This is a genomic window from Hyalangium minutum (assembly GCF_000737315.1).
Taxonomy (GTDB): Bacteria; Myxococcota; Myxococcia; order Myxococcales; family Myxococcaceae; genus Hyalangium; species Hyalangium minutum.
Window position 1 is genome coordinate 596,147 of sequence record NZ_JMCB01000001.1, and the last position, 22,159, is coordinate 618,305.

Here is a 22,159-nt window from a genome sequence, read left to right on the forward strand (position 1 = left end):
CGGTCTCTATAGACTGGGCCCTGACCTCCGCCAACGCTTTCCAGCGCGCGCAGGCGTCAGATCGAGGGCCGATGCTGCGTCGCGTGCATCAAAAGACCTTTTAACGAGTGAAGAGAACGTCATGGCCAAGCTGAACCAGATCATCGCCGTCGAGAAGGGCATCAAGAGCCGCTCCCACCAGGAGCTGAGCGATGCCCACCATGCGCTGCAGAAGCCCCAGCTGCTGTCGGGCATCTCGCGCACGTATCAACCCCGGGACGAGGAAGGTGAGAAGTTCCCCCCCGAGTCCACCCGCGTTCAGATGCGCGCGGAAGAGATGCTCAAGAAGACGCAGGAGATCCTCACCCGCCTCTTCGATGTCACCGCCACCAAGGACGTGACCAACTGCCGCGCCAAGGCGGACGTCGTCGTCGACGGCAAGGTCCTCCTCAAGAACGTGCCGGCCACGTACCTCCTGTTCCTGGAGAAGCAGCTGGTGGACCTGCAGACCTTCGTGAAGAAGCTGCCTGCGCTGGACCCCAGCGAGACGTGGGTGCCGGATCCCGCTCAGGGCCTCTGGGCCACCGAGCCCGTTCAGACGGCCAAGACGAAGAAGGTTCCCCGCAACCACATCAAGGCCGAGGCCACGGACAAGCACCCCGCCCAGGTGGACGTGTACTACGAGGACATCGTGGTCGGTTACTGGAAGACCGTGAAGTACTCGGGTGCCTTGCCCGCCTCCCGCATCGAGGACATGCTCGAGCGCGTGGAGAAGCTGCAGCAGGCCGTGAAGTTCGCCCGCGAGGAGGCCAACAACGCCGAGGTCGAGGAAATGAAAGCCGGAGACGCTGTGTTCGGCTACGTGTTTGGTGAGCGTTCGCGCTGACCAAAGAGTTTGGAGTGCAAGCTCAAACTGAAACTCAAATTGATGCCGAGCGGTCCCTCTTCCGCCGTCAGTGCAGGTTCGAGCCCTGCCCCCGCCACTCCCCTGCGGCGGGGTAGCCCAACCCCGGTAGAGGCAAGCGGTAGGAGCCCGTGGAGCACCCCAGGTTCAGACTCTCACTCCAGACTGAGCATCCGCTGTCGCAGGCCTAATCGAACGTTTGCCGCCCCTCCCCCCGAGATGCTGGTGCAATTCCAGCCCGCCTCTTTCGCAGCACCCTTCTGAGGCGGTAGCTCAATCGCAGAGCGCGGGGCCTCAAACTCAGCGGCAGACTTAAACGTGTAGGCCTCACGAAATGGCAGCACCCCGAGCCCGGCCAGGAGGATACCCTGGTCGGGCTCACTTTTTTTCAGCGGCCCTCAGGCCTCCTTGAACACGGAGCGCCCGCCCCCAGCGGCAAACGGGCTCACGTACGGCATGACGGCCAGCTCCGCCCAGGTGTCGTGGAGCCCATCGAGGTACCGCACCGGGACTCCCGTCAGGTCCGCGCCGTCCAGGCAGTTCAGGTTCACCGAGTAGAACGCCCCTCCCAGCTCCGGGATGTCACCGTGCCCGAAGGTACGGACCCCACAGACCTTGCAGAACCGGGCATGCCCGGCCTCGTAGCGCGAGTAGTCCCCCAGCACCTCCTGGCCGGAGAGGAGCCGGAAGGCACTCGGCTTCATCAGCACGCCCCACGACCCCGTCTTCGTGCACACCGTGCAGTTGCACCGCGTCGTTCCCTGGCTCGGGTCGAAGTCGGCCTCGAAGCGCACGGCGCCGCACTGGCAGCTGCCTCGATAGGTCTGGAAGCCAGCGGTCTTCGTCGTCTGCGTGGAGGGGGCGTTGCTCATGGCACAAGCTCCTGAAAAGGGGGCCGAGACCCGCTCGGGGTCTCGCCCTGTGGTTGATTGAAGAGTAAGAAGGGTCGCGGACATATTCGGTCCGCAATTCGAGGAGCCCTCCGTGGTCCAGACCTCCGCTCGGCTGCTCAGCCTGCTGTCCCTCTTGCAGTCCCGGCGCTTCTGGTCGGGCGAGGAGCTGGCGCGCCAGCTCGAGGTGACCGAGCGCAGCGTCCGCCGTGACATGGACCGCCTCCGGAGCCTCGGCTATCCCGTGCATGCCACCGCGGGCGTTGGCGGCGGCTACCAGCTCGGCGCTGGAAAGGAGCTGCCGCCCCTCCCCCTCGAGGATGATGAGGCCGTGGCCGTCGCCGTGGGGCTGCGCGTGGCCGCCACCGGGTCCGTGACGGGCATGGAGGAGGCCTCGGTGCGGGCGCTCGCCAAGCTGGAGCAGGTGCTCCCCAAGAGGCTCCGGCGCCGGGTCAGCGCGCTGCACGCCGTGAGCGTCCGGCTGGGCGACACCGGGCCCACTTTCGATGCTGAGGCCCTGGCCGTGATGGCCAATGCCTGCCGCGACTGCGAGCTCCTCCGCTTCGACTACAGCAGCCACCAGGGCGTGGCCAGCGAGCGCCTCGTCGAGCCCTACCGGCTCGTCCACACCCGCTACCGCTGGTACCTCCTGGCGTACGACGTGGAGCGGGAGGCCTGGCGCACCTTCCGCGTCGATCGCATCGGCGGGAAGCCCAAGCCTGGACGGCGATTCAAGCCCCGCCCCCTCCCCTCCGAGGACGTGGCCGCCTACGTGTCCCAGTCCGTCTCCACAGACGTGTACCGCTTCCGCGCCCGCGCCACGGTGCTTGCCCCCGCGCACGTCGTCTCCGAGCGGCTGTCCGGCGTGGCCGGGCGCATCGAGGAGCTGGCGCCGGACCGCTGCCTCCTCCACACCGGCGCCGCGACCCTCGAAGTGCTGGCGTTCCACCTCGGGTTCCTCGGATTCGAGTTCGAGGTGCACGAGCCCCAGGAACTCGTGGATTTCCTTCGTCAGGCGTCCGAGCGGCTCGCCCGGGCGGCGAAGCGGATGGAGGCCGCAGCGGACAAAACGCCCTGAAGGCTTGTTGTTTCAGGCACTTAGCAATTGCCGAAAAAAGATCGAAATGCCGTGTCGATCTCTCGCCCTCTCAGTCGACGCATTTGTAGAACCGGGGATGAACCCCGGTGCAAGACGGAGAGACAACGATGAAGTTCATGGTCCTGGTGAAGGCGACGAAGGAGTCCGAGGCGGGCACGATGCCGAGCGAGGAGATGCTCACCGCCATGATGAAGTACAACGAGGAGCTGGTGAAGGCCGGCATCATGCTCGCGGGCGAGGGACTTCACCCCAGCTCCAAGGGAGCGCGGATCCGGTTCTCCGGCCCCAAGCGCACCGTGATCGACGGTCCCTTCGCCGAGACCAAGGAGCTGGTCGCCGGCTTCTGGCTCTGGCAGGTGAAGTCCAAGGAGGAGGCCATCGAGTGGCTCAAGCGCTGCCCCAACCCCATGAACGAGGACAGCGAGATCGAGCTGCGCCAGGTGTTCGATGCGGAGGACTTCGCGGCGAGTGACCCCACCGGCGAGGTCCGGCGGAAGGAAGAGGAGCTCCGCGCCCTCACCGAGTCGCGCCGCGGTTAGCAGTTTGCGAGGCACGGTGCGCCTCGCGCCTTGCGCGGGCGGAGGAAGATGCTCTAGTCGCGAGCCGTGACGGCTTCCGAGACGCATCGTGCCATCCACGCGGTCTGGAGAATCGAGTCGGCCCGGCTCATCGCGGGTCTCACCCGGCTCGTGCGCGACGTCGGTCTCGCCGAGGAGCTGGCGCAGGACGCGCTCGTCGCCGCGCTGGAGCAGTGGCCAAAGTCGGGCGTCCCAGACAACCCCGGCGCCTGGCTCATGGCCTCCGCGAAGCATCGCGCCATTGACCAACTGCGCCGGAAGCAGCGCCTCGAGCGAAAGCACGAGGAGCTGGGTCATGAGCTCGAAACCCAGCAGGCGCTGTCCGTGCAGGACCTCGACGCCGCGATCGACGACTCCGTGGGCGATGACCTGCTGCGGCTCGTGTTCATCTCCTGTCACCCAGTGCTCTCGACCGAGGCCCGCGTGGCGCTCACCCTCCGGTTGCTCGGAGGCCTGACCACCGAGGAGATCGCCCGCGCGTTCCTCGTCCCGGAGCCAACCGTCGCCCAGCGGATCGTCCGGGCCAAGCGGACCCTCGCCGAGGCCCATGTTCCCTTCGAGGTTCCCCGGGGGCCCGAGCTCGAGGCCCGCGTGTCGTCAGTGCTCGAGGTCATCTACCTCGTCTTCAATGAGGGCTACTCGGCGACCGCCGGGGATGACTGGGTGCGGCCCGCGCTCTGCGAGGACGCGCTCCGTCTGGGCCGCATCCTGGCGGGGCTCGTCCCCGAGGAGCCGGAGGTCCACGGCCTCGTCGCGCTCATGGAGATCCAGGCCTCGCGCCTGAGGGCGCGGGTGGGTCCGTCGGGCGAGCCCATCCTGCTCCTCGATCAGAACCGCGCGCTCTGGGATCAGCTGCTCATCCGCCGAGGGCTCTCGGCGCTGGCGCGGGCCGAGACGCTCTCTCCCGAGCGAGGCCCGTACACGTTCCAGGCCGCGATTGCCGCCTGCCACGCCCGCGCACGGACCGCGGAGCAGACGGACTGGCCGCTCATTGCCGCGCTGTACACGGGGCTCGCCCAGCTCTCGCCCTCTCCTGTCATCGAGCTGAATCGCGCCATGGCGCTCTCGATGGCGTTCGGCCCCGCGATAGGGCTCCAGCTCGTCGATGAGCTGACCGAGGAGCCGTCGCTCCAGGGCTACCACCTGCTGCCGAGCGTGCGCGGAGACCTGCTCTTCAAGCTGGGCCGCTACGACGAGGCTCGCGGGGAGTTCGAGCGCGCGGCCTCCTTGACTCGCAACGCACGCGAGAAGGGCGTGCTGCTCGAGCGCGCCGCAGCGTGTGCTCGCGACCCCCTCCCGCAGCCACCCTCATCGCCTCCCGAGGGCAAGGCCCCCACGCGGCGGCGGTGAGCACAGGAGGGCTCAGCGCAACACCGGAAGGGGGAAGCGATCCGGGCGGGAGTCCCGCAGAACCTGTGAGGCAGGGCCCACCTCCGCCGCGCCCAGCCCGTCACGCTGGGAGCGGAAAGTGGCCTGAGGATCTCTCGCGCTCGCCTTTCCCCCGTGGAAGAAGGCAAAGCGCATGGCCAGGGCGCCCACGGTGGTCAACGCACTGGCCGCCACCGTCTTCCAGCGCTGGCGCCCAGGCCACAGCGCCAGTCCGAGCCCCGCGACGGTGCACACCTTGAACGCCTTCCACAGCGCTCCCGATGCTCCGGTCCGCAGCGGTCTGGCCACCGGCTCCGAGCGTGATGCATCCCGCTCCACCGCCACGGTTGCCGCCAATGCCGCCGCCGTGCCGCTCAGCCAGAAGACGCGCACCACCCGGCGCTCGTGGCGGTGCAGGGGGAGCAGCTCGAGGAAGGCGCCACAGCTCGCCACCGAGGAGCTCATGAAGAGCAGCGGCAGGGTGCGGTGCGTGTGCTGCCAGAGTGGCACCGCGCTGTTGCAGAGAAGCACCGCGGTGTAGCCCGCCAGCGGCATGCCGAGCAGTCCGCCCACCACGCCCGCGGCCCGTCCCGCCCATCCCAGAAAACCGCGTCCGTGCGACAGCACGACCGCCGCGCTGTTGGCCGCACCCGAGCCGGCGAGCGACCAGGAGCCCATGCTCATCGGCGACTTGGGCCGGAACACGCGCAGCATGTTCAGGAAGCGCTCGGGCCGTCCCAGGTCATGGATGAGCAGACCTCCGCTCACGGCATCCCCCACGGCGCCCACCCAGTGGCAGCGCTTCGCCAGTCCATCGAGCCGCCCCCGCCCACAGAGCTGCGCGGCCACCCCGAGCAGGCTCGCAGCCCCGGCGAGCCCTCCCACGTAGAGGTAGAGGGGAACGCTCCAGATCCACACGGGCTCTTTGACAGCGGGCTGGCCGTAGTACGTGGGCGTGGGCTCGCCCTGGCCAGCACGCACGGGCAGCTCTCCCCGGGCCAGCGCGGAGGGAACCGGCGCGTCGATCTGCTCGACCCGCTGCTGCGAGCCCTCGCCGCGCAGGAGCCCCAGCTCGGGATCCACGTTCCGGCCATCGTGGCGCCGCTGTGCCTCGTCCAGCCTCAAGTCGCTCATGTCCCCTCCCCTCCCAACAGCACCGCCCCCACCGCGAGCACCGCCATCCCCAGCGCGCCCAGCCCTACGCTGGCCCAGCTCGACTTGCCCTTGCGGGTGGGCACCACGGGATCCGGCGGCAGGTTGTAGACCTCCGGCCGATCCACCAGCAGGAAGAAAGCGTTGAGGCCTCCCGTGCCCGGCTGGTTCTCTCCGTCCACTCCGTAGAGGTACGCGTCCGTGACGCCCTGCGCGTGCAGCTTCTCCACCCGCTTCCGGGCGCGCTCCTGGAGTTCCTCCACGTCACCGAACTGGATGGACTGCGTGGGACAGTGCTTGGCGCACGCCGGCGTCATGTCGTCCTTGAGCCGGTCGTAGCAGAGCGTGCACTTCCAGGCGCGCCCGTCGTCCGGGCGCCGATCGATGACACCGAAGGGACAGCCCACCACGCAGTAGCCACAGCCGTTGCACACGTCGGGCTGCACGTAGACGGTGTCGAACTCGGTGCGGATGATGGCCCCCGTGGGGCACGCCTCCAGGCAGCCGGCGCTCTGGCAGTGCTTGCAGACGTCCGACATCATCAGCCAGGAGAAGTTGCCCAGACCGGACTCCTGGCCCTGCAACGGCACCGGCCGCTCGACGAAGGCCACGTGCCGCCACGACGAGGCACCCAGGTGGCCCGTGTGGTCGTAGGACATGCCCGTGAAGTGGAAGCCGTCGTCCGGCAACTGGTTCCACTGCTTGCAGGCCACCTCGCACGCCTTGCAGCCGATGCACAGCGTGGTGTCGGTAAAGAAGCCTTTGCGGCCCATCTGGCGCTACTCCTTCCTCTCCTGCATGGGCTGCGGCAGCGGCTCCTTGGGCCCAGAGCCCCGGCTGGGCTCAAGCGTGCCGGGCGGCAGCGGAGGCACCCGCTCCCGAGCCGACACCTCATGGCCCTCGCTGCGCCGCCCCGGACGAATGTCCCCGGTGAACGCCTTGGACTCCTGAATGGTCACGTTCGGATCTCCCACGAGCGCGGCCAGATCATTCGCGCTATCGCCTCGCGTCCGGCCCACCCCGCCCCAGTGGTACGGCAGGCCGATCTGGTGCACCCGGCGCCCGTCCAGCTTCAGCGGGCGCAGCCGCTCCGTGACGAGCACCCGGCACTCGATCTCCCCGCGCGCGGTGGACACCGTCGCCCAGCCTCCGTGAATGAGCCCTCGCTCGCGCGCCAGCTCCGGAGACACCTCGCAGAACATCTCGGGCTGCAGCTCGGACAGCCAAGACAGCCAGCGGCTCATGCCTCCCGCGGTGTGGTGCTCGGTGAGCCGGTATGTGGTGAGCACATACGGATAGCGGGGATCGCCCCAGGCCAGATGGTAGGGGTTGTCGCGGCGGCGCCACTCCAGCCGCATCGGGTTGCACTGCTGCATCGGGTACAGAAAGTTCGGAACGACGGACTCGTGCGGCTCGTAGTGCGTGGGCATCGGCCCGTCGATGATGCCGCTCGGGGCAAAGAGCCAGCCCTTGCCGTCGGCTTGGAGCAGGAACGGATCGATGCCCGAGAGCGTGGCCAGGCCCGTGTCCCCCTCCTTCGGACGGTACGAGGGAGGCCGGTTCACGATGAAGTCCGGCACATCCTCGCCCGTCCACCGCGCCGCTTGAGCGTCCCACCAGACGTACTTCTTGCGCTCGCTCCACGGACGGCCTTCCGGATCGGCCGAGGCCCGGTTGTAGAGGATGCGCCGGTTGGCCGGCCACGCCCAGCCCCACTCCGGGGCTACCCAGCTCTGCTCCTGGCCGGGCTTGCGCCGCGCGGTCTGGTTCACCCCCTTCGCGTAGCAACCCGAGTAGATCCAGCACCCACAGGCCGTGGAGCCATCGTCGGAGAGCTCGGCGAAGTTGTTCACCGGTGCTCCGCTGTCCACCCGGTAGCCGTTGATCTCCGCGAGCACTGCCTCCGGATCCGGCTCTTGGTGCTCGCCCGACACCGGATAGTTCCAGAGCAGATCCTGGATGGGCCGATCCTTCTCCTCCGTCGAGGCGGCGTAGAGTTCCTGGAGCCGGCGCCCCAGGTGGAACAGGAAGTGAAGCTCGCTGCGCGCGTCCCCGGGCGGCTCCACCGCCTTCTCGCGCCACTGCAGCAGCCGCTGGGTGTTGGTAAAGGTGCCCTCCTTCTCGGTATGGGCCGCGGCCGGAAAGAAGAAGACCTCCGTCTGGATGTCCTCGGGGCGCAGCTCGCCGCTGGCGATCTCGGGAGAGCGCTGCCAGAACTCGGCCGTCTCGATGAGGACCGGGTCGCGCACCACCAGCCACTCCAGCTTCGCCAGTCCCTTGCGCTGCAGCGTCCCGCTGGAGGAACCCACCGCCGGGTTCTCACCCATGACGAAGTAGCCCTTCACCTTGCCATCCGCCATGTCCGCGCTAGTCGTCAGGTGCGAGTGATCCCCCGTCAGCCTCGGCAGGTAGCCGAACGCGTAGTCATTGTCCGCGCGCGCCGCGTCCCCGAAGTACGCCTTCAGCAGCGAGACGATGTACTTGGGCAGCTCGCTCCACCAGCCGGACTGGGCCTGGTTCGTCTTGAGGTACTCCTCCAGCCGGCCCACGTGGTGCACGTGGGGCATCGGCAGGTAGCCGGGCAGGATGTTGTAGAGCGTCGGAATGTCGCTCGAGCCCTGGATGGAGGCGTGGCCGCGCATCGCCATGATGCCCCCGCCCGGCCGCCCGATGTTCCCCAGCAGCAGCTGGATGATCGTGGCCGTGCGGATGTACTGCACTCCCACCGTGTGCTGCGTCCACCCCACCGCGTAGCAGAAGGCCGTGGTGCGCTCGCGGCCCGAGTTCTGGCACAGCGTCTCGGCCACCTTGAGGAACAAGTCCCGCGGCACGCCGCAGAGCCTCTCCACCATCTCCGGCGTGTAGCGGGCGAAGTGGCGCCGCAGGATCTGGAAGACGCAGCGCGGGTGCTGGAGCGTGGAGTCGTGGCTCGCGGCCGACAGCCGCGTCTCGCGCGGAGAGCCCTGGCCCGCCCCTGGCTCCGCGAAGAGCTGCTTGTGGCCCGAGGCCGCCACCACTCCCGACGCCCCCTCATACTGCCAGCTGCGCGGATCGTACTTGCCCTCCTCCGGCATCCACCCGCTGAACAGTCCGCCCAGCTCCTCCGTGTCCCGAAAGTCCTCGCGGATGATGGCCGGAGCGTTGGTGTAGTGGACGACGTAGTCCTTGAAGTACCGCTCGTTCTCCAGGATGTAGCGGACGATTCCTCCCAGGAACGCGATGTCCGAGCCCACGCGGATGGGCACGTGGAGGCTCGACATGGCGCTGGTGCGCGTGTAGCGCGGATCCACGTGGATGATCGTGGCCCCGCGCTCCTTGGCCTCCATCACCCACTGGAAGCCCACCGGGTGGCACTCGGCCATGTTGCTGCCCTGGATGAGGATGCAGTCCGAGTTCTGCAGGTCCTGCTGGAACCCCGTGGCACCGCCTCGGCCGAACGAGATGCCCAGACCGGGCACCGTGGACGAGTGTCATATTCGGGCCTGGTTCTCCACCTGCACGATGCCCAGCGCGGTGAAGAGCTTCTTGATGAGGTAGTTCTCCTCGTTGTCGAGCGTCGCCCCGCCCAGGTGCGCGATGCCCAGCGTGCGCCGCACCACATGGCCGTTGATGTCCGTGTCCTCCCACGTCTCGTCGCGGGTCTTCTTCACCCGCTGGGCCACCTTCTCCATGGCCTGCTCCAGCGGGATCTGCTCCCACTCGGTGCCACCTGGACGCCGGTAGAGCACGTGCTTCTCGCGCTGCGAGCCCGTGACGTACTGGAAGGTCGCGGCGCCCTTGGGGCACAGCCGCCCGCGCGAGATGGGTGACTCTGGATCTCCTTCGATGTCCGTGATGCGGCCTTCGCGCGTGTAGACGAGCTGGCCACAGCCCACCGCGCAGTACGGGCACACAGAGCGCTTCACGGTGTCCGCATCGCGCGTGCGCGCGTGGAGCTGCTCGCTGCGCCCGGTGGCCGCCGTGGCTCCCAGCCCGTCCAGGTCTCCTGCCCTCAACTGACGGAGCACCGGCCAGCGTGTGAACCAGTCAATCCATCTCACGGTGTGCCTCCAGGGCCAGCAGAGCGCGTGCTTCACGGTGTGCACGCCCTGCGCTGGAGGCGAGGTGTCCTAAGGCCCAGTCCCCTGCTCGCCCGGCTGCTGGGGTCGCGCCTTCGGCAGATAGATGGAGAAGCAGCTGCCGCGCCCCTGCTCGCTGCGTACGTCGATCCAGCCCCCGTGGTCCCGCACCAGGCCATAGGAGACCGCCAGCCCCAGCCCCGTGCCCTCCCCCACGTCCTTGGTGGTGAAGAAGGGCTCGAAGATGTGAGGCAGCACGTCGGGGGCAATGCCCTCGCCCTCGTCCTCCACCTCCAGCCGCGTCCACTCCGCCTCGGGTCCCCCCACATCGGGCGGAGGCGTGGCGCGAACATCCGCCGCCCGGATGCGCACGGTCGTCGAGGGCTTCGAGGCCTGGACGCCATTGACCACGAGGTTCGTGAGCACCTGCTGGAGCTGCCCCGCGTCCACCTCCAGTACCCATGCCTCGGGTACCTCGGAGAGCAGGTTCACCCCTCGCTTGGCCGCCAGAGGCCGGAGCAGGCTCAGGGTCCTCGCCGTGAGCTGCCCCAGATCCTCCGGGGCCCGCTCCGGGGGCCGGCGCCGCGCGAAGTCCAGGAGCTGGCGGATGATGTGCGTCATGTGCTGAGCCTGCTGGGAGATGATCTGGGCGCACTCGCGCACTTCGTCCCCCTCCGCCTCGCCCGAAGAGATCATCTTCGAGCGGCCCAGCACCACATTGAGCGGAGTGCCCAGCTCGTGGGCCACGCCCGAGGCCAGCTTCCCCACGGTGTTCAGCCGATCCGCATGCCGCAGGTGCTCGAGGGCCGCCAGGCGCCCCGCCATCTCCACCGCGATGTCCTCGCGCGCCTTCTGGAGCATCTCGCCCATGCGGTTCATCGCGGTGCCCAGCGTGGACAGCTCGTCCTTCTGATGAAGCTGCACCCGGGCCTCCAGGTTCCCCTCGCCGATGCGGTGGGCCAGGTCCACCAGTTGCTGGACCGGGTACCCCACCAGCCGACGGCCCATGGCCATGGCGGCCATCAGGAAGGCCACGGCGATGACACCCGTGGCGACAGTGGCCCCCACCACGGCGGTGCGCAGGTGCTGCTGTTGCTGGATGAGGGACTCGGACAGCTCGATGGCGCCCAGCCGGCCGCCAACGAGCACCGGCATGTAGGTGTACAGCACGCCCGGCGTCACGCTCGCATCCACCCTCCAGCTGTCTCGCCCCGAGCGCAGCGCGGTCAACAAGCCCGGAGGCATGTCGCTGGGAAGCGAGCGGGCCGAGCCCGCGTCGAGCCACACCCAGCGCAGGTGGATCTGATCCTGAAAGCGGTTGGCCTGGTCCAACAGCATGAGCGCCTCTTGCTCACCCGCCTGCGACCACGCCTTGCCGATGGAGCCTGCCAGGGTGTGCCCCAGCAAGCGATGGTCATGCCGCATGTCCAGTTCGGAGCGCGCCAGCTCGCGGCGCACCTCGAACACCTCCAAAACGGCGATGACCACAATGGCCAAAAGGGTAAGTGCGAGGGTGATCTTACGGGCGAGCTTCACGGGACCTCGGCGAACGGGATGGACTCCATTACTCCGCCCGTGATGCCCTCCCCAAGGGCCCCGTGTCTCTGCCAGAGTGAGCACAGGTGTTCCAGGGGCGGACATGGGCTTCTTCGATGGTCTCTTCGGAATGCAGAAGGTGCCCGTGATGGCTCGGCGCGAGAGGCCGTTGAGTCTCCAGCTTCTGTTCCCGAACAAGCTGTGCCTGCACGTCACCGCGCTGGCAGAGGGGCTCCGAGCGCTCCACCCCATGCTGGCCCAGGCCTGCTTCGAGCTGGACGCGCAAGCGAGCGCAGCCATGAACGCCGAGGTCGGCGTGGCCCGCTGGGGGAAGCATAAAGTGCAGGTGGTCCTCTTCGGCGTGCGGATGCCCCACACGGTGGTGGAGCAGTGCGTGGCTCCGGCCTACTACGGGGCCGAGCTGAAGACCCGGGCCCGCGAGCATACGGCGCATGCCCTGCTCTTCTACGTGGGAGAGGACCCGGACCCCTTGGAACAATACGTGGCGCTGGCGGTGCTGGCGGTGGCGTTGGCCAAGGAAGGGGCCCTGGTGGTGTTGAACGAGAGCGCCCATACCTCCTTCCCCACCCAACCGCTGGTCCCGGACAAGGGCGAGGACCTGCTGGAGCAGCTGCGGACCATCCCCCTCACGGCGCTCTACGTCGGTTTCGTGAAGCTGCAGGTGCCGAAGGCGGAGGGGGTGTGGATGCGGACCTACGGCGCTCAGAGGATGGGACTGCCGGATCTCGCCTGGCACGCCCAGAGCGACGCCGAGGCGTTTGACACCTTCCAGTTGTTCTCCGGCCTGCTGGAGTACCTGAGGGTCTCCGGGGCTCGCTTCGACGAGGGGCACACGGCGGAGTGGCAGCGGCGCCACGTGAGGATTCGAAAGCCCCGCTGGCGCGAGCGGAAGTTCCTCGGCCGCCCAGGGCAGCTCTTCGTGCTGGAGCCTCGAGAGCTCTCGAAGCGGGGGCGGTAGCTACAGCGGCTCGCCGGGGACGAGGATGCCCCCCGCCACGAAGAACACAGCGACGGTGCCGAGCATGGCCCAGGCGCTGTCGAACCGGCGCCCCACCAGGAAGCCCACCCCGAGCGCTATCAGCGGCATGAAGAGCAGCACCAGGGCCCGCGCCAGCGAGAGGATCAGCTGGAGCCACAGCCCAGGCTGGCGCTCGCCCTCCTCCATCACCGGGAGGGGATCGCGCTCCGGCAGCTCCCGCTCCGGTACGAAGTCCACCCGGGAGAGCTTCATCGGATCGCCCTCACCACGAAGGTCTCGTCGATGTGCCGCGCCTTCGAGGCGTGCGAGACGTTGAAGACGTAGTGCCCAGGCTCGTGGATCCGCACGCGCAGCGGCTCGGCGACCGAGCCCGCGTCCGTGCTGAACTTGTGCAGGCATCGCTCGCCCTCACAGCTCACGAGCTGCACCGCGGGCAGGTGCGAGGAGTGCTGGTGGAAGTCCAGCTCGGCGGGCGTCTCCAGCGTCACCTGGGCCATCCCCTCCGGGTGCCGGTCGACGGTCCACGGCAGCACCACCCAGCCCCCGCCTTCGGGAATATGGAAGGAGACCTCGCGCAGGGGCAGGGCCTCGCGCACCGCGTGGGCCTTGCCACCGGAGCTGGTGTGCTCCAACCCCACCGTGAGCAGCACGGCGGCCAGCGCGGCCCCCATCATCACCCACATTCCCCGCTGGGCACTCCCGCTGCGCGCCGGCTTGCGCGTGGCGCGCACTGAGGCCGTGCGCCGCTGGGCCTCGGCCGCTTGGAGCGCCGCGTGGAGGCGTGCCTGCTGGTGCGGTGAAGGCGCTTCGGTCCGGAACCCCGAGACAGCGAAGCGGACCTCGTCCGGCAGTGGGGGAAGGTTACGGTCGTCGTGCGAGCTCACGGACGTCCTCCTCTGCACGCACCTCGTGCGGCGGTTGAACCTGCAAGGCCTTGAAAGCAGCACTGAGCTGGGCGCGGCCCCGGAAGTGGCGGCTCTTCACCGTCCCCACCGGCACGCCCAGGATGGAGGAGGCCTCCTCGTAGCTCAGCTCCTCCACATCACACAGCAACACCACCAGCCGGAACTTCTCGGGCAGCGTGTGCAGGCACCGCAGCAGCAGCGCCCTCTGCTCCGAGTTCCCCACCATCGCCTCGGGATCCGGCTGCTCGGCCCCTCCGGTGAAGAGCGAGCCCAGCACCGAGGAAGCCCCCTCGAGCACCGTCTCTAATAAGGAGCGGCGCCGCGCCACCGCGCGCCGGTTCTCCACGAACTGGTTGCGGATGATGCCGTACAGCCACCCCAGCAGCGCGCCCCGCCCTTGGAAGGAGTCCCGGTGCAGGAACGCCCTCACCAGTGAGTCCTGGAGCAGATCCTCCGCCTCCTGCCGCTCCCGGCACAGCGTCAGGCAGAACCGGTGCAACTGAGGGAGCAACGGGCCCAGCTCGGCCTCGAAGCGCTTGCGGCTCTCAGTCACCGGCGACCCCTCGCCTGCTCCCGTGCAGGGGGAGCCCTTGGAGGCGATGGCATTTCCCGCACGCATCCCAATCCTCTCGCCTCTGCATCAACCCGTCCTCCTCTGGATGGAATGAAGGTGAATCCAGTTCCCGGGGTTTTTCTTTCTTTCTTGGCCGGTGGGGCTCGCCGCCACTCAAAGGCTCGTCCGGCCGATTGTTGGATAACCAAGTAATTCAGGTGGGAACCGGAAAAATCCTCGTTCCGTCTCCCCCTCATTCCCGAGCAGGCGTGCCGGTGATTCTTCGGCCCCGTACTTGCTCACACGTGTGTGGAGGTAGAGCCTCATGCAGTCCCCCACTGTTTCCGCGTCCCCGGCTGACACGGCGGCGCCCTCCTGGAAGAGCGACATCGTCTCCGGGTTCCTGGTCTTCCTCATCGCCATGCCGCTGTGCCTCGGCATCGCCATGGCGAGCGGCTTCCCGCCCGTGGCCGGCATCCTCACCGCCGTGGTGGGCGGCGTCATCTCCACCTGGCTGGGCAGCGCCCGGCTCACCATCAAGGGCCCGGCGGCAGGATTGATTGCCATCGCCATTGGCGCGGTGCAGGAGCTGGGCGGCGGCGACATGAAGCTGGGGTACCGGCGCGCGCTGGCAGTCATTGCCGTGGCCGCGGTGGTGCAGATCCTCTTCGCGGTGCTGCGCTCGGGGAAGCTCGGGGACTTCTTCCCGTCCTCGGTGGTGCACGGGATGCTGGCGGCGATCGGCGTCATCATCTTCTCCAAGCAGGTGCACACCCTGCTGGGCGTCACGCCGCAGAGCAAGGCGCCGTTCGCGCTCCTGTCGGAGATTCCCCAAAGCGTGACGAAGGCCAACCCCGAGATCGCTCTCATCGGCATCGTCAGCCTGGTGCTGATCTTCGGACACATGCTGCTCAGCAAGAAGGTGGCGGTGCTCAAGCGCATCCCGGCGCCGCTGCTGGTGCTGGTGGCCGCCGTGCCCCTGGGCCTCCTCTTCGACTTGGACCATGAGCACACGTTCACCTGGTCACAGAGCGCCTACACCGTGGGCCCCAACTTCCTGGTGAACCTGCCGGGCAACCTGCTGTCGGCCATCACCTTCCCGGACTTCTCGGACGTCTTCTCGGGGGTGTCGCTCAAGTACGTGGCCATGTTCGCGCTGGTGGGCAGCATCGAGTCGCTGCTGAGCGCCAAGGCCGTGGACATGCTGGATCCGCAGAAGCGCCGCTCGGACCTGGACAAGGACCTGCTGGCCACCGGCGTGGGCAACCTCATTTGCGGCATCTTCGGCGGCCTGCCGATGATCTCCGAGATCGTCCGCAGCTCGGCCAACATCAACTACGGGGCCAAGAGCAAGCTCTCCAACTTCTTCCACGGCCTGTTCCTGCTGCTGTTCGTGGCGTTCGCGCCGATGCTGATTCACCGCATCCCGCTGGCCGCGCTGGCCGCCATGCTGATCTTCACGGGCGTGCGCCTGGCGTCCCCGAGCGAGTTCGTGAAGACGTTCCGCATCGGCGCCGAGCAGCTGGTCATCTTCACCTTCACGCTGGTGGTGACGCTGGCCACGGACCTGCTGGTGGGCGTGGCGGCGGGTATCGCGCTGAAGACGGTGGTGCACCTGTTCAACGGCGCGCCGCTGCGCAGCCTGTTCAAGCCGGAGATCGAGACGCACCACGCCGACGGGCGCGTGGTGCTGCGCGTGAAGCACGCGGCGGTCTTCACCAACTACCTCACCATCAAGAAGCACCTGCTGCAGCAGGCGGACGCCAAGTACGTGGAGTTGGACTTGTCGCACGCACGGCTGGTGGACCACACGACGATGGAGCGGCTGCACGAGCTGGAGCACGAGTTCTCCCAGCAGGGCCGCCACTTCCGCCTCCTGGGGCTCGAGCAGCACCGGAGCCTCTCCGAGCACCCGCTGTCCGCCCGCAAGAAGCCGGTGGACGCGGACCTCGGCCTCACGAACTGAGAAGGACCCACTGAGCTGGACACCATGAGCCATCCGCATCACATCGCAGAGCATGTCCCCACGGGCGAGCGCGGCCAGCGGCTGAGCCAGGTACTGGCCCACGCGGCCCACCTGCTGCCAATCCAGGGCCCCATTGGCGTGTTCGTGCACCACAACACGCTGCATGCCTTCCAGCACCTGCCCTTCCACGAGGCGCTGGCCGCGGCGGGCGCGACCTTTGGCACCGAGTCCTATCTGCCGGAGTCGCGCTACCGCGAGCTGTACCAGCAGGGGCGCATCACCGATGCGGATCTCGACGCCGCGCTGTCCGAGCGCGACTCGAGCGAGCCCGTGGTGGAGCTGGCCCCGGGCCCGCTCTCCCGGCTGGAGCTGGAGCGGGTGGCGCTGCTCCACCCGCTGCACGCGGAGTCGGCGGCCTCGCTGCGCTGGCGCATGGCCGAGCTGGCTGCCTCGCAGCGGCTGCGCGCGGACCTTCCCGCCGCCACGCGCTCGCGCATCCTCCAGCGCTCCACCGAGGGCGTGCGCGCGTGGATGGGCCGCGTGGGCCTGGACTGGACGATGGCGGACCTGGCCAAGGCCCTGCTGGGCAGCGTGCCCGAGGGGAGCACCCCGGAGCAGGCGCTGGCGGCGGCCTTCGGCGGTGACGGCAGCCTGCCCTCGCTGCAAGAGCGGCTGGACCGCCATCCCGAGGCCTTCGCGGTGAGCGCACTGTGGGCCACCTGCCGCACGCCCCTGCTCCAGGTGAAGCCCCAGGCTCTCGCGGACACGCACGAGCAGGTGCGCAGCCACCGTGAGGTGCTGCGCGAGGTGACGGGCGAGGACGTGTCGGATCTGGTCCACCCGCACCTGATTCGCGCGTGCGCGGCCTACCTGGACCTGGGGGTGGCGCACTGGACCATGCCCGACCGCGATCGCGGCTTCTACTTCGCCTGGCGCGCCATGAAGGTGCGCGGCAGCGGCGTGCTGCCCCGGTGGCTCCACGGCCTGGAGGAGGAGCTGGCCCAGTCCGAGGCCCGCAACCTCTCCGCGATGGATGGGGTGCTGGCGGCGCTCGATGAGCTGGGCGTCCCCGAGCACCAGTGGGAGGCCGTCATCACCCGCGTGCTGCTCGCGCTGCCGGGCTGGGCGGGGATGATGAGCCGGCTGGAGAACAACCCGCTGGATCGCCCCACGGGCTCGCCTCCGGCCTCGTTGATGGACTTCCTGGCCGTGCGGCTGACACTGGAGCGCTTCGCCCTGCGCGACGTGGCCCGGCGGCGGCTGAACTACACCGGCCCGCTGGCGGGGCTCATGGAGCACGCCCGGCGCTCGGCGCCGCAGCACGCTCCCGCGGTGGAGCGCCCCGTGGAGGAGGGCAGCTGGCGCCTCTTCCAGTTCCTGCAACTCGCGGGGCTGACGGCCATGGAGGTGGCGGACTTCCCGGAGCCCCGGCGCCAGGCCCTGCTCTCGTGGCTCGAGGCCTTCGACGGCACGGCCCGCCGCAGGGTGTGGCAGGAGGCCTATGAGCACCATTACCGCATGGAGGTGCTCCAGGGCGTGGCGCAGAACCGGCGCCGCCCGGACGAGCTGCGTCAGGTGAAGGACGCGCGTTTCCAGGTGCTCTTCTGCATCGACGACCGCGAGGAGGGCATCCGCCGTCACATCGAGGAACTCAGCCCTCGGCACGAGACGTTCGGCGTGGCGGGCTTCTTCGGCGTGGCGGTGGACTACCGGGGCCTGGATGACGCGAACAGCGCCTTCCTCTGCCCGGTGGTCGTCACGCCCAAGCACCAAATCCTCGAGCAGCCACACCCGGAGCACGGGCACGTGGCCCAGTCCCGCGCAAAGCTACGCGCCTTGTGGGGCCACTTCGATCATTGGCTGCACAACGGCTCGCACTCGCTGGAGCTCGGCTGGCTGCTGACGCCGCTGCTGGGCCTGCTCTCCGCAGCGCTGCTGCCGCTGCACCTGCTCTTCCCGCGTACGGTGGACCGAGCGCGCCGCGCGCTGTCCCGGAAGATGCTGCCCGCCCCGCGCACGGTGCTGACCACCGTGCGCGCGGACGATCTGCCCATCACCGAGGGCCTGCGGCCCACGGGCTTCACGGTGGCCGAGCAGGCCGACCGCGTGGCCGCCACGCTGGAGAACGTGGGGCTGGTGAAGAACTTCGCCCCGCTGGTGGTGCTGCTGGGCCATGGCGCGATCAGCGTCAACAACCCGCACCAGTCCGCCTATGACTGCGGCGCCTGCGGAGGCCGGCATGGTGGCCCCAACGCGCGCCTCTTCGCGGAGATGGCCAACCGGCCCGAGGTCCGCGCCCGGCTGCGCACGCGCGGCATCGACATCCCGGACACCACCTACTTCCTGGGCGGCCTGCACAACACCACCACGGACGAGGTGCTGCTCTCCGACACGGAGCTGCTCCCGGAGTCGCTGAAGGGCGAGCTGGCGGCGTTCCAGCAGATGATGGACCGGGCGCGGATGCTCTCCGCGCACGAGCGCTGCCGCCGCTTCGAGTCCGCGCCGCTCTCCCTCACGCCCGCCGCCGCGCTGCGGCATGTGGAGGAGCGCGCGGTGGACCTGAGCCAGGCCCGGCCAGAGCTCGGCCACGTCACCAACGCGGCCTGCATCGTGGGCCGCCGCTCGCTGACGCGGGGACTCTTCCTGGATCGGCGCTCGTTCCTCGTCTCGTATGACCCGGCCATCGACGCCACGGGCTCCATCCTGGAGCGCATCCTGGCAGCGGTGGGCCCGGTGGGTGCCGGTATCAACCTGGAGTACTACTTCTCCTGCGTCGACAACGACCGCTACGGGTGTGGCACCAAGCTGCCGCACAACCTCACCGGCCTGCTCGGGGTGATGGACGGTGTGGAGAGCGACCTGCGCACAGGCCTGCCCCGGCAGATGATCGAGATCCACGAGCCGGTTCGCCTGCTCATCATCGTGGAGGCGAGCGTGGCGACGCTCGGCGGTATCTACGAGCGCCAGCGTGAGCTGCGCGAGCTGATTGGCAATGGCTGGGTGCAGTTGGTGAGTGTGGATCCCGACACAGGCGTGATGCAGCGCTTCACGCCACGCGGGTTCCAGACCGTCACTCCGGCCGAGGCGCCGCTGCCGGTGGTCGCCACGTCGCCCGAGTGGTACGGCGGGCAGCGGGACTTCCTGTCGCCGGCGTTGATCGACTCCACCTTGGTGCCCCCCGCGAACCAGCGCCGGGCGCCCTCTCTCCGTGCTGGGGGTTCTGTCCATGCAGCTCAGTGATTTCGAGGTGGGGTTGCTGGCCACCTCGGTGCCCCTCTGGCCCGCGCTGGCCCTGCTGATGCTGGGGTGCACGATGCTGGTGCACCGCGCGCCCCGGGAGCGCACGGTGGTGGCCTGGGTGCTCCGGGCGCTGTGGCTCTCGCTGGTGTGCTCGGTGGGCACGGCGATCAGCCTGTGGGTGCGTCACGAGGATGTGCTGGTGCTGAACGTGGCGCCGTGGTTCTCCGCGGGCGAGTACACCTTCGAGGTGTCCTTCCTCATCGATCGCCTGTCCGCGACGATGATGGTGCTGACCAGCGCCATCACCCTGCTCATCGGCCGGTTCTCGGTGAACTACCTGCACCGCGAGCAGGGCTTCGCGCGCTTCTTCCTGCTGCTGGCGCTCTTCGCCACGGGGATGCTGCTGTTGGTGCAGGCGGGCAGCGCGGATCTGCTCTTCGTGGGCTGGGAGATGGTGGGACTGTCGTCGGCGATGCTGATTGCCTTCTTCCAGGAGCGGACCACGCCGGTGCGCTCGGGGCTCCGCGCGTTCACCATCTACCGGCTGTGCGACATGGGGCTGCTGGTGGGCGCGGTGCTGCTGCACCACTGGCTGGGGACGGCCGAGTGGGCCGAGGCGCTCGGCGCGAAGCCGTGGCCGGGCCCTGCGGTGACGGCGGGCACGTGGCAGATGACGGTGCTGGGGCTGTGCCTGGTGCTGGCGGCCATGGGCAAGTCGGCCCAGTTCCCCTTCAGCAGCTGGCTGCCGCGCGCCATGGAGGGCCCGACGCCTTCGAGCGCCCTCTTCTATGGTGCGCTCTCGGTGCACGCGGGCGTGTACCTGCTGCTGCGGGCCGCGCCGCTGCTGGTGACGTCGCCCGTGGTGTCCATCGCGCTGGTGGGCGTGGGCCTGGTGACGGCCATCCATGCCACGCTCGCCTGGCGCGTGCAGACGGACGTGAAGAGCGCGCTGGCGTACGGAGTGCTCACCCAGGTGGGGTTGATCTTCGCCGAGGTGGGCCTGGGGCTGTACCGGCTGGCGCTGGTGCACCTGGTGGCGCACGCGTGCCTGCGGTGCCTGCAGTTGCTGAGGGCTCCGTCGGCGCTGCGTGAGGCGCAGTCTCGCCGGGCGGCGCTCCAGGCGGCGCAGGCCCCAGCGGTGGCGGTGGTTCACCGCGCGCTGCCTGGGGGGCTGGTGCGGCGCTTCTACCGGCTGGCGCTGGAGCGCTTCGCCCTGGAGGTGCTGCACGAGAGCTGGGCCATGCGGCCGCTGCTCTTCGTGGGTCAGTGGATCGACAAGGCCGAGCGGTACTGGGTCGGCGCGCTGAGTGGTTGGACATCGAGGCCTGCGCCTCGCTCCACCCCGGAGCCCGAGGTGCTGGCGGCGGATCGCTCGTCGAGTGGCGAGTCGACTGGAACGGTGTGACGCAGATGAGCTCTCTTCCTCTTCTCTCGATGCTCGTGGTGCTGCCGGCGCTGGGCGCCGTGGCGCTCCGGTGGGTCCGTCGGCCGGGCCATGCCCGTCAGTTGGCGCTCGGAGTGACGGCGCTCACCCTGGCTCTGGCCGGTGTGGCGATCGGGCTCTTCCGGAACGGCGAGGCCGGTCCCCAGCTCGTCAACGCATGGGGCTTGGTGCCGCTGCTGAGTATGGATCTCCAGTTGGGCGTGGATGGAGCCAGCGTGGTGGCGCTGTCCCTTACCGCGCTGCTCACCCTGGGCCTGGTGGCCGCGGGGCCCCGGCAGTTGCTGGATCGGCGTACGCTGGCGGTGCTGCTGCTCACCGAGAGCGCCACGCTGGGCTTCTTCTGCGCGCAGGACCTGGCGCTGCTCACCGTCTTCTGGGTGGCCACGCTGGTGCCGGCCTGGGTGCTCGTCTCCCAGAGCGCGCGGGCGAAGCCGGAGTCCCGGGCCGTGCTGACCTTCCGGGCATACATGATCGCCGGCACCTTGCCGCTGCTGGTGGTGACGGTGCTGGTGGGCATGCTGGGCTCGCGCGCGGGCGCTGAGGCGCCGTTCTCGCTGACGGCGCTGGCCGCTCGCGGAGTGCCGGGCTCGTGGCAGACGGCGCTCTTCGGACTGCTGCTGCTGGCGGCGGCCGTGCGGATGGCGGTGGTGCCCTTCCACTCGTGGCTGCCGGTGCTGATGGCGCGCGGGCCGTTCGGGCTGAGCCTGCTGCTGGTGAACGTGCACGCGGGGCTGTTCCTGCTGGTGCGGGTGGCCATTCCCCTGCTGCCGGAGGCGTGGGCCTCGGGCGAGACGATGCTCACGGCGGTGGGCCTGTTCAGCGGGCTCTACGGCGCGGTGCTGGCGCTGGCGCAGGTGGATCTGCGCCGCACGGTGGGCTTCCTGCTGGTGAGCCAGTCCGGGCTCATGCTCGCGGGGCTGGCGACGATGAACACCCAGAGCGTGGCGGGCGTGCTGCTGCAGAGCGTGGCGACTGGCGTGGCGCTGACGGGGCTCAAGCTGGTGGTGGAGGTGCTCGGGGCGCGCACGGGGACCACGGACATGACGCGGCTGGGCGGCCTGGTCCGCAAGGCGCCGCGCATGGCGGCCTTCTTCTTCCTGCTGGGCTTCGCGAGCCTGGGCTTCCCCGGGACGCTGAGCTTCGTGGGCGAGGACTTGCTGCTCCACGGCGTGCTGGAGGCCCACCCATTGGTGGCGCTGCCCATGCTGCTCACCACGGCCATCTGCGCCATCACCCTCTTCCGGGCTTTCCAGAAGACGTTCCTGGGAGGGCTGAACCCGGAGCAGAAGCTGCTGCTCGAGACGGTGGAGGACTTGCTGCCTCGCGAGCGCGTCGCAGCCCTGGGCCTGTTCGCCCTGGTGTTCGTGGGCGGGCTGCTGCCGGGTCCCCTCCTCCGGATGCGAGAGCACACGGTGGACTCGATGGTGGATCGCGTGGCCGCCGTCCGGGGCACTCCCGCCTCGGCGCACTCCGAGGCCCCCTGAGTG

17 protein-coding genes are annotated in these 22,159 nt (G+C 69.1%); 9 read left to right on the plus strand and 8 right to left on the minus strand.

Annotated elements, in window-relative coordinates; translation table 11 throughout:
* Positions 1 to 121 precede the first annotated feature (121 nt).
* Entirely contained in the window at positions 122 to 865 is a 744-nt protein-coding gene (locus DB31_RS02160; RefSeq protein ID WP_044181238.1) for a DUF7873 family protein, read from the plus strand.
* A gap of 416 nt (positions 866 to 1,281) precedes the next feature.
* On the opposite strand, the gene DB31_RS02165 is transcribed toward DB31_RS02160, so the two are convergent.
* Entirely contained in the window at positions 1,282 to 1,755 is a 474-nt protein-coding gene (locus DB31_RS02165; RefSeq protein WP_044181240.1) for a GFA family protein, read from the minus strand.
* A gap of 112 nt (positions 1,756 to 1,867) precedes the next feature.
* Between DB31_RS02165 and DB31_RS02170 the strand changes: the two genes are divergently transcribed.
* The 3 genes from DB31_RS02170 (at position 1,868) to DB31_RS02180 (ending at position 4,800) form a co-directional block, all read left to right on the plus strand.
* Entirely contained in the window at positions 1,868 to 2,851 is a 984-nt protein-coding gene (locus DB31_RS02170) for a helix-turn-helix transcriptional regulator (RefSeq protein WP_044181242.1), read from the plus strand.
* Between the two features lie 128 nt (positions 2,852 to 2,979).
* The gene (locus DB31_RS02175; protein WP_044181244.1) at positions 2,980 to 3,411 is read left to right on the plus strand and encodes a YciI family protein; all 432 of its coding nucleotides are present in this window, start codon (positions 2,980 to 2,982) and stop codon (positions 3,409 to 3,411) included.
* Positions 3,412 to 3,477: 66 nt separating this feature from the next.
* A complete protein-coding gene (locus tag DB31_RS02180) occupies positions 3,478 to 4,800 on the plus strand; it encodes an RNA polymerase sigma factor (RefSeq protein ID WP_044181246.1) in 1,323 nt (440 codons plus the stop codon).
* A 12-nt stretch (positions 4,801 to 4,812) separates the two neighbouring features.
* On the opposite strand, the gene nrfD is transcribed toward DB31_RS02180, so the two are convergent.
* The 4 genes from nrfD to DB31_RS02205 form a co-directional block, all read right to left on the minus strand.
* Positions 4,813 to 5,952: an NrfD/PsrC family molybdoenzyme membrane anchor subunit gene (gene nrfD, locus DB31_RS02185; RefSeq protein WP_044181249.1), complete on the minus strand. Its 1,140-nt coding sequence runs from the start codon at positions 5,950 to 5,952 to the stop codon at positions 4,813 to 4,815.
* Positions 5,949 to 6,743, minus strand: coding sequence for a 4Fe-4S dicluster domain-containing protein (locus tag DB31_RS02190; RefSeq protein WP_044181251.1), 795 nt, complete (start codon positions 6,741 to 6,743; stop codon positions 5,949 to 5,951). Before DB31_RS02190 ends, nrfD begins: the two co-directional genes overlap by 4 nt.
* A 6-nt stretch (positions 6,744 to 6,749) precedes the next feature.
* Entirely contained in the window at positions 6,750 to 10,010 is a 3,261-nt protein-coding gene (gene fdh, locus DB31_RS02195) for a formate dehydrogenase (protein WP_083967969.1), read from the minus strand.
* 69 nt (positions 10,011 to 10,079) lie between these two features.
* Positions 10,080 to 11,564, minus strand: coding sequence for a sensor histidine kinase (locus DB31_RS02205; protein WP_044181259.1), 1,485 nt, complete (start codon positions 11,562 to 11,564; stop codon positions 10,080 to 10,082).
* A gap of 103 nt (positions 11,565 to 11,667) precedes the next feature.
* On the opposite strand from DB31_RS02205, the gene DB31_RS02210 reads away from it, so the two are divergent.
* A complete protein-coding gene (locus DB31_RS02210; RefSeq protein ID WP_052419655.1) occupies positions 11,668 to 12,543 on the plus strand; it encodes a hypothetical protein in 876 nt (291 codons plus the stop codon).
* Here the strand turns inward: DB31_RS02210 and DB31_RS02215 are convergent, their stop codons facing one another.
* The 3 genes from DB31_RS02215 to DB31_RS02225 are packed head-to-tail and all read right to left on the minus strand — an operon-like array spanning position 12,544 to position 14,022.
* A complete protein-coding gene (locus DB31_RS02215; RefSeq protein WP_044181261.1) occupies positions 12,544 to 12,816 on the minus strand; it encodes a hypothetical protein in 273 nt (90 codons plus the stop codon). It lies immediately after the preceding gene.
* A complete protein-coding gene (locus DB31_RS02220; protein WP_044181263.1) occupies positions 12,813 to 13,448 on the minus strand; it encodes a hypothetical protein in 636 nt (211 codons plus the stop codon). Before DB31_RS02220 ends, DB31_RS02215 begins: the two co-directional genes overlap by 4 nt.
* A complete protein-coding gene (locus tag DB31_RS02225; protein WP_240486484.1) occupies positions 13,426 to 14,022 on the minus strand; it encodes an RNA polymerase sigma factor in 597 nt (198 codons plus the stop codon). The genes DB31_RS02220 and DB31_RS02225 overlap by 23 nt, the downstream gene beginning before the upstream one ends.
* 325 nt (positions 14,023 to 14,347) lie before the next feature.
* On the opposite strand from DB31_RS02225, the gene DB31_RS02230 reads away from it, so the two are divergent.
* From DB31_RS02230 to DB31_RS02245, 4 genes are read left to right on the plus strand one after another with little or no spacing between them, the layout of a single operon-like run.
* The gene (locus DB31_RS02230) at positions 14,348 to 15,988 is read left to right on the plus strand and encodes a SulP family inorganic anion transporter (protein ID WP_044181264.1); all 1,641 of its coding nucleotides are present in this window, start codon (positions 14,348 to 14,350) and stop codon (positions 15,986 to 15,988) included.
* 24 nt (positions 15,989 to 16,012) lie between these two features.
* The gene (locus DB31_RS02235; RefSeq protein WP_044181265.1) at positions 16,013 to 19,228 is read left to right on the plus strand and encodes a YbcC family protein; all 3,216 of its coding nucleotides are present in this window, start codon (positions 16,013 to 16,015) and stop codon (positions 19,226 to 19,228) included.
* On the plus strand, positions 19,215 to 20,633 hold the full coding sequence (locus DB31_RS02240; RefSeq protein WP_044181266.1) for an NADH-quinone oxidoreductase subunit 5 family protein: 1,419 nt from the start codon (positions 19,215 to 19,217) through the stop codon (positions 20,631 to 20,633). Before DB31_RS02235 ends, DB31_RS02240 begins: the two co-directional genes overlap by 14 nt.
* A 5-nt stretch (positions 20,634 to 20,638) precedes the next feature.
* Positions 20,639 to 22,156, plus strand: a complete 1,518-nt coding sequence (locus DB31_RS02245; protein ID WP_044182241.1) for a complex I subunit 4 family protein — start codon at positions 20,639 to 20,641, stop codon at positions 22,154 to 22,156.
* Positions 22,157 to 22,159 lie beyond the last annotated feature (3 nt).

Bases quoted from the DNA above. Each gene is read 5' to 3' on its own strand.
- DB31_RS02160 (WP_044181238.1), top strand. From the start codon at position 122: ATGGCCAAGCTGAACCAGATCATCGCCGTCGAGAAGGGCATCAAGAGC.
- DB31_RS02165 (WP_044181240.1), bottom strand. From the start codon at position 1,755: ATGAGCAACGCCCCCTCCACGCAGACGACGAAGACCGCTGGCTTCCAG.
- DB31_RS02175 (WP_044181244.1), top strand. From the start codon at position 2,980: ATGAAGTTCATGGTCCTGGTGAAGGCGACGAAGGAGTCCGAGGCGGGC.
- nrfD (WP_044181249.1), bottom strand. From the start codon at position 5,952: ATGAGCGACTTGAGGCTGGACGAGGCACAGCGGCGCCACGATGGCCGG.
- DB31_RS02190 (WP_044181251.1), bottom strand. From the start codon at position 6,743: ATGGGCCGCAAAGGCTTCTTTACCGACACCACGCTGTGCATCGGCTGC.
- DB31_RS02210 (WP_052419655.1), top strand. From the start codon at position 11,668: ATGGGCTTCTTCGATGGTCTCTTCGGAATGCAGAAGGTGCCCGTGATG.
- DB31_RS02215 (WP_044181261.1), bottom strand. From the start codon at position 12,816: ATGAAGCTCTCCCGGGTGGACTTCGTACCGGAGCGGGAGCTGCCGGAG.
- DB31_RS02230 (WP_044181264.1), top strand. From the start codon at position 14,348: ATGCAGTCCCCCACTGTTTCCGCGTCCCCGGCTGACACGGCGGCGCCC.
- DB31_RS02235 (WP_044181265.1), top strand. From the start codon at position 16,013: ATGAGCCATCCGCATCACATCGCAGAGCATGTCCCCACGGGCGAGCGC.
- DB31_RS02240 (WP_044181266.1), top strand. From the start codon at position 19,215: ATGCAGCTCAGTGATTTCGAGGTGGGGTTGCTGGCCACCTCGGTGCCC.
- DB31_RS02245 (WP_044182241.1), top strand. From the start codon at position 20,639: ATGAGCTCTCTTCCTCTTCTCTCGATGCTCGTGGTGCTGCCGGCGCTG.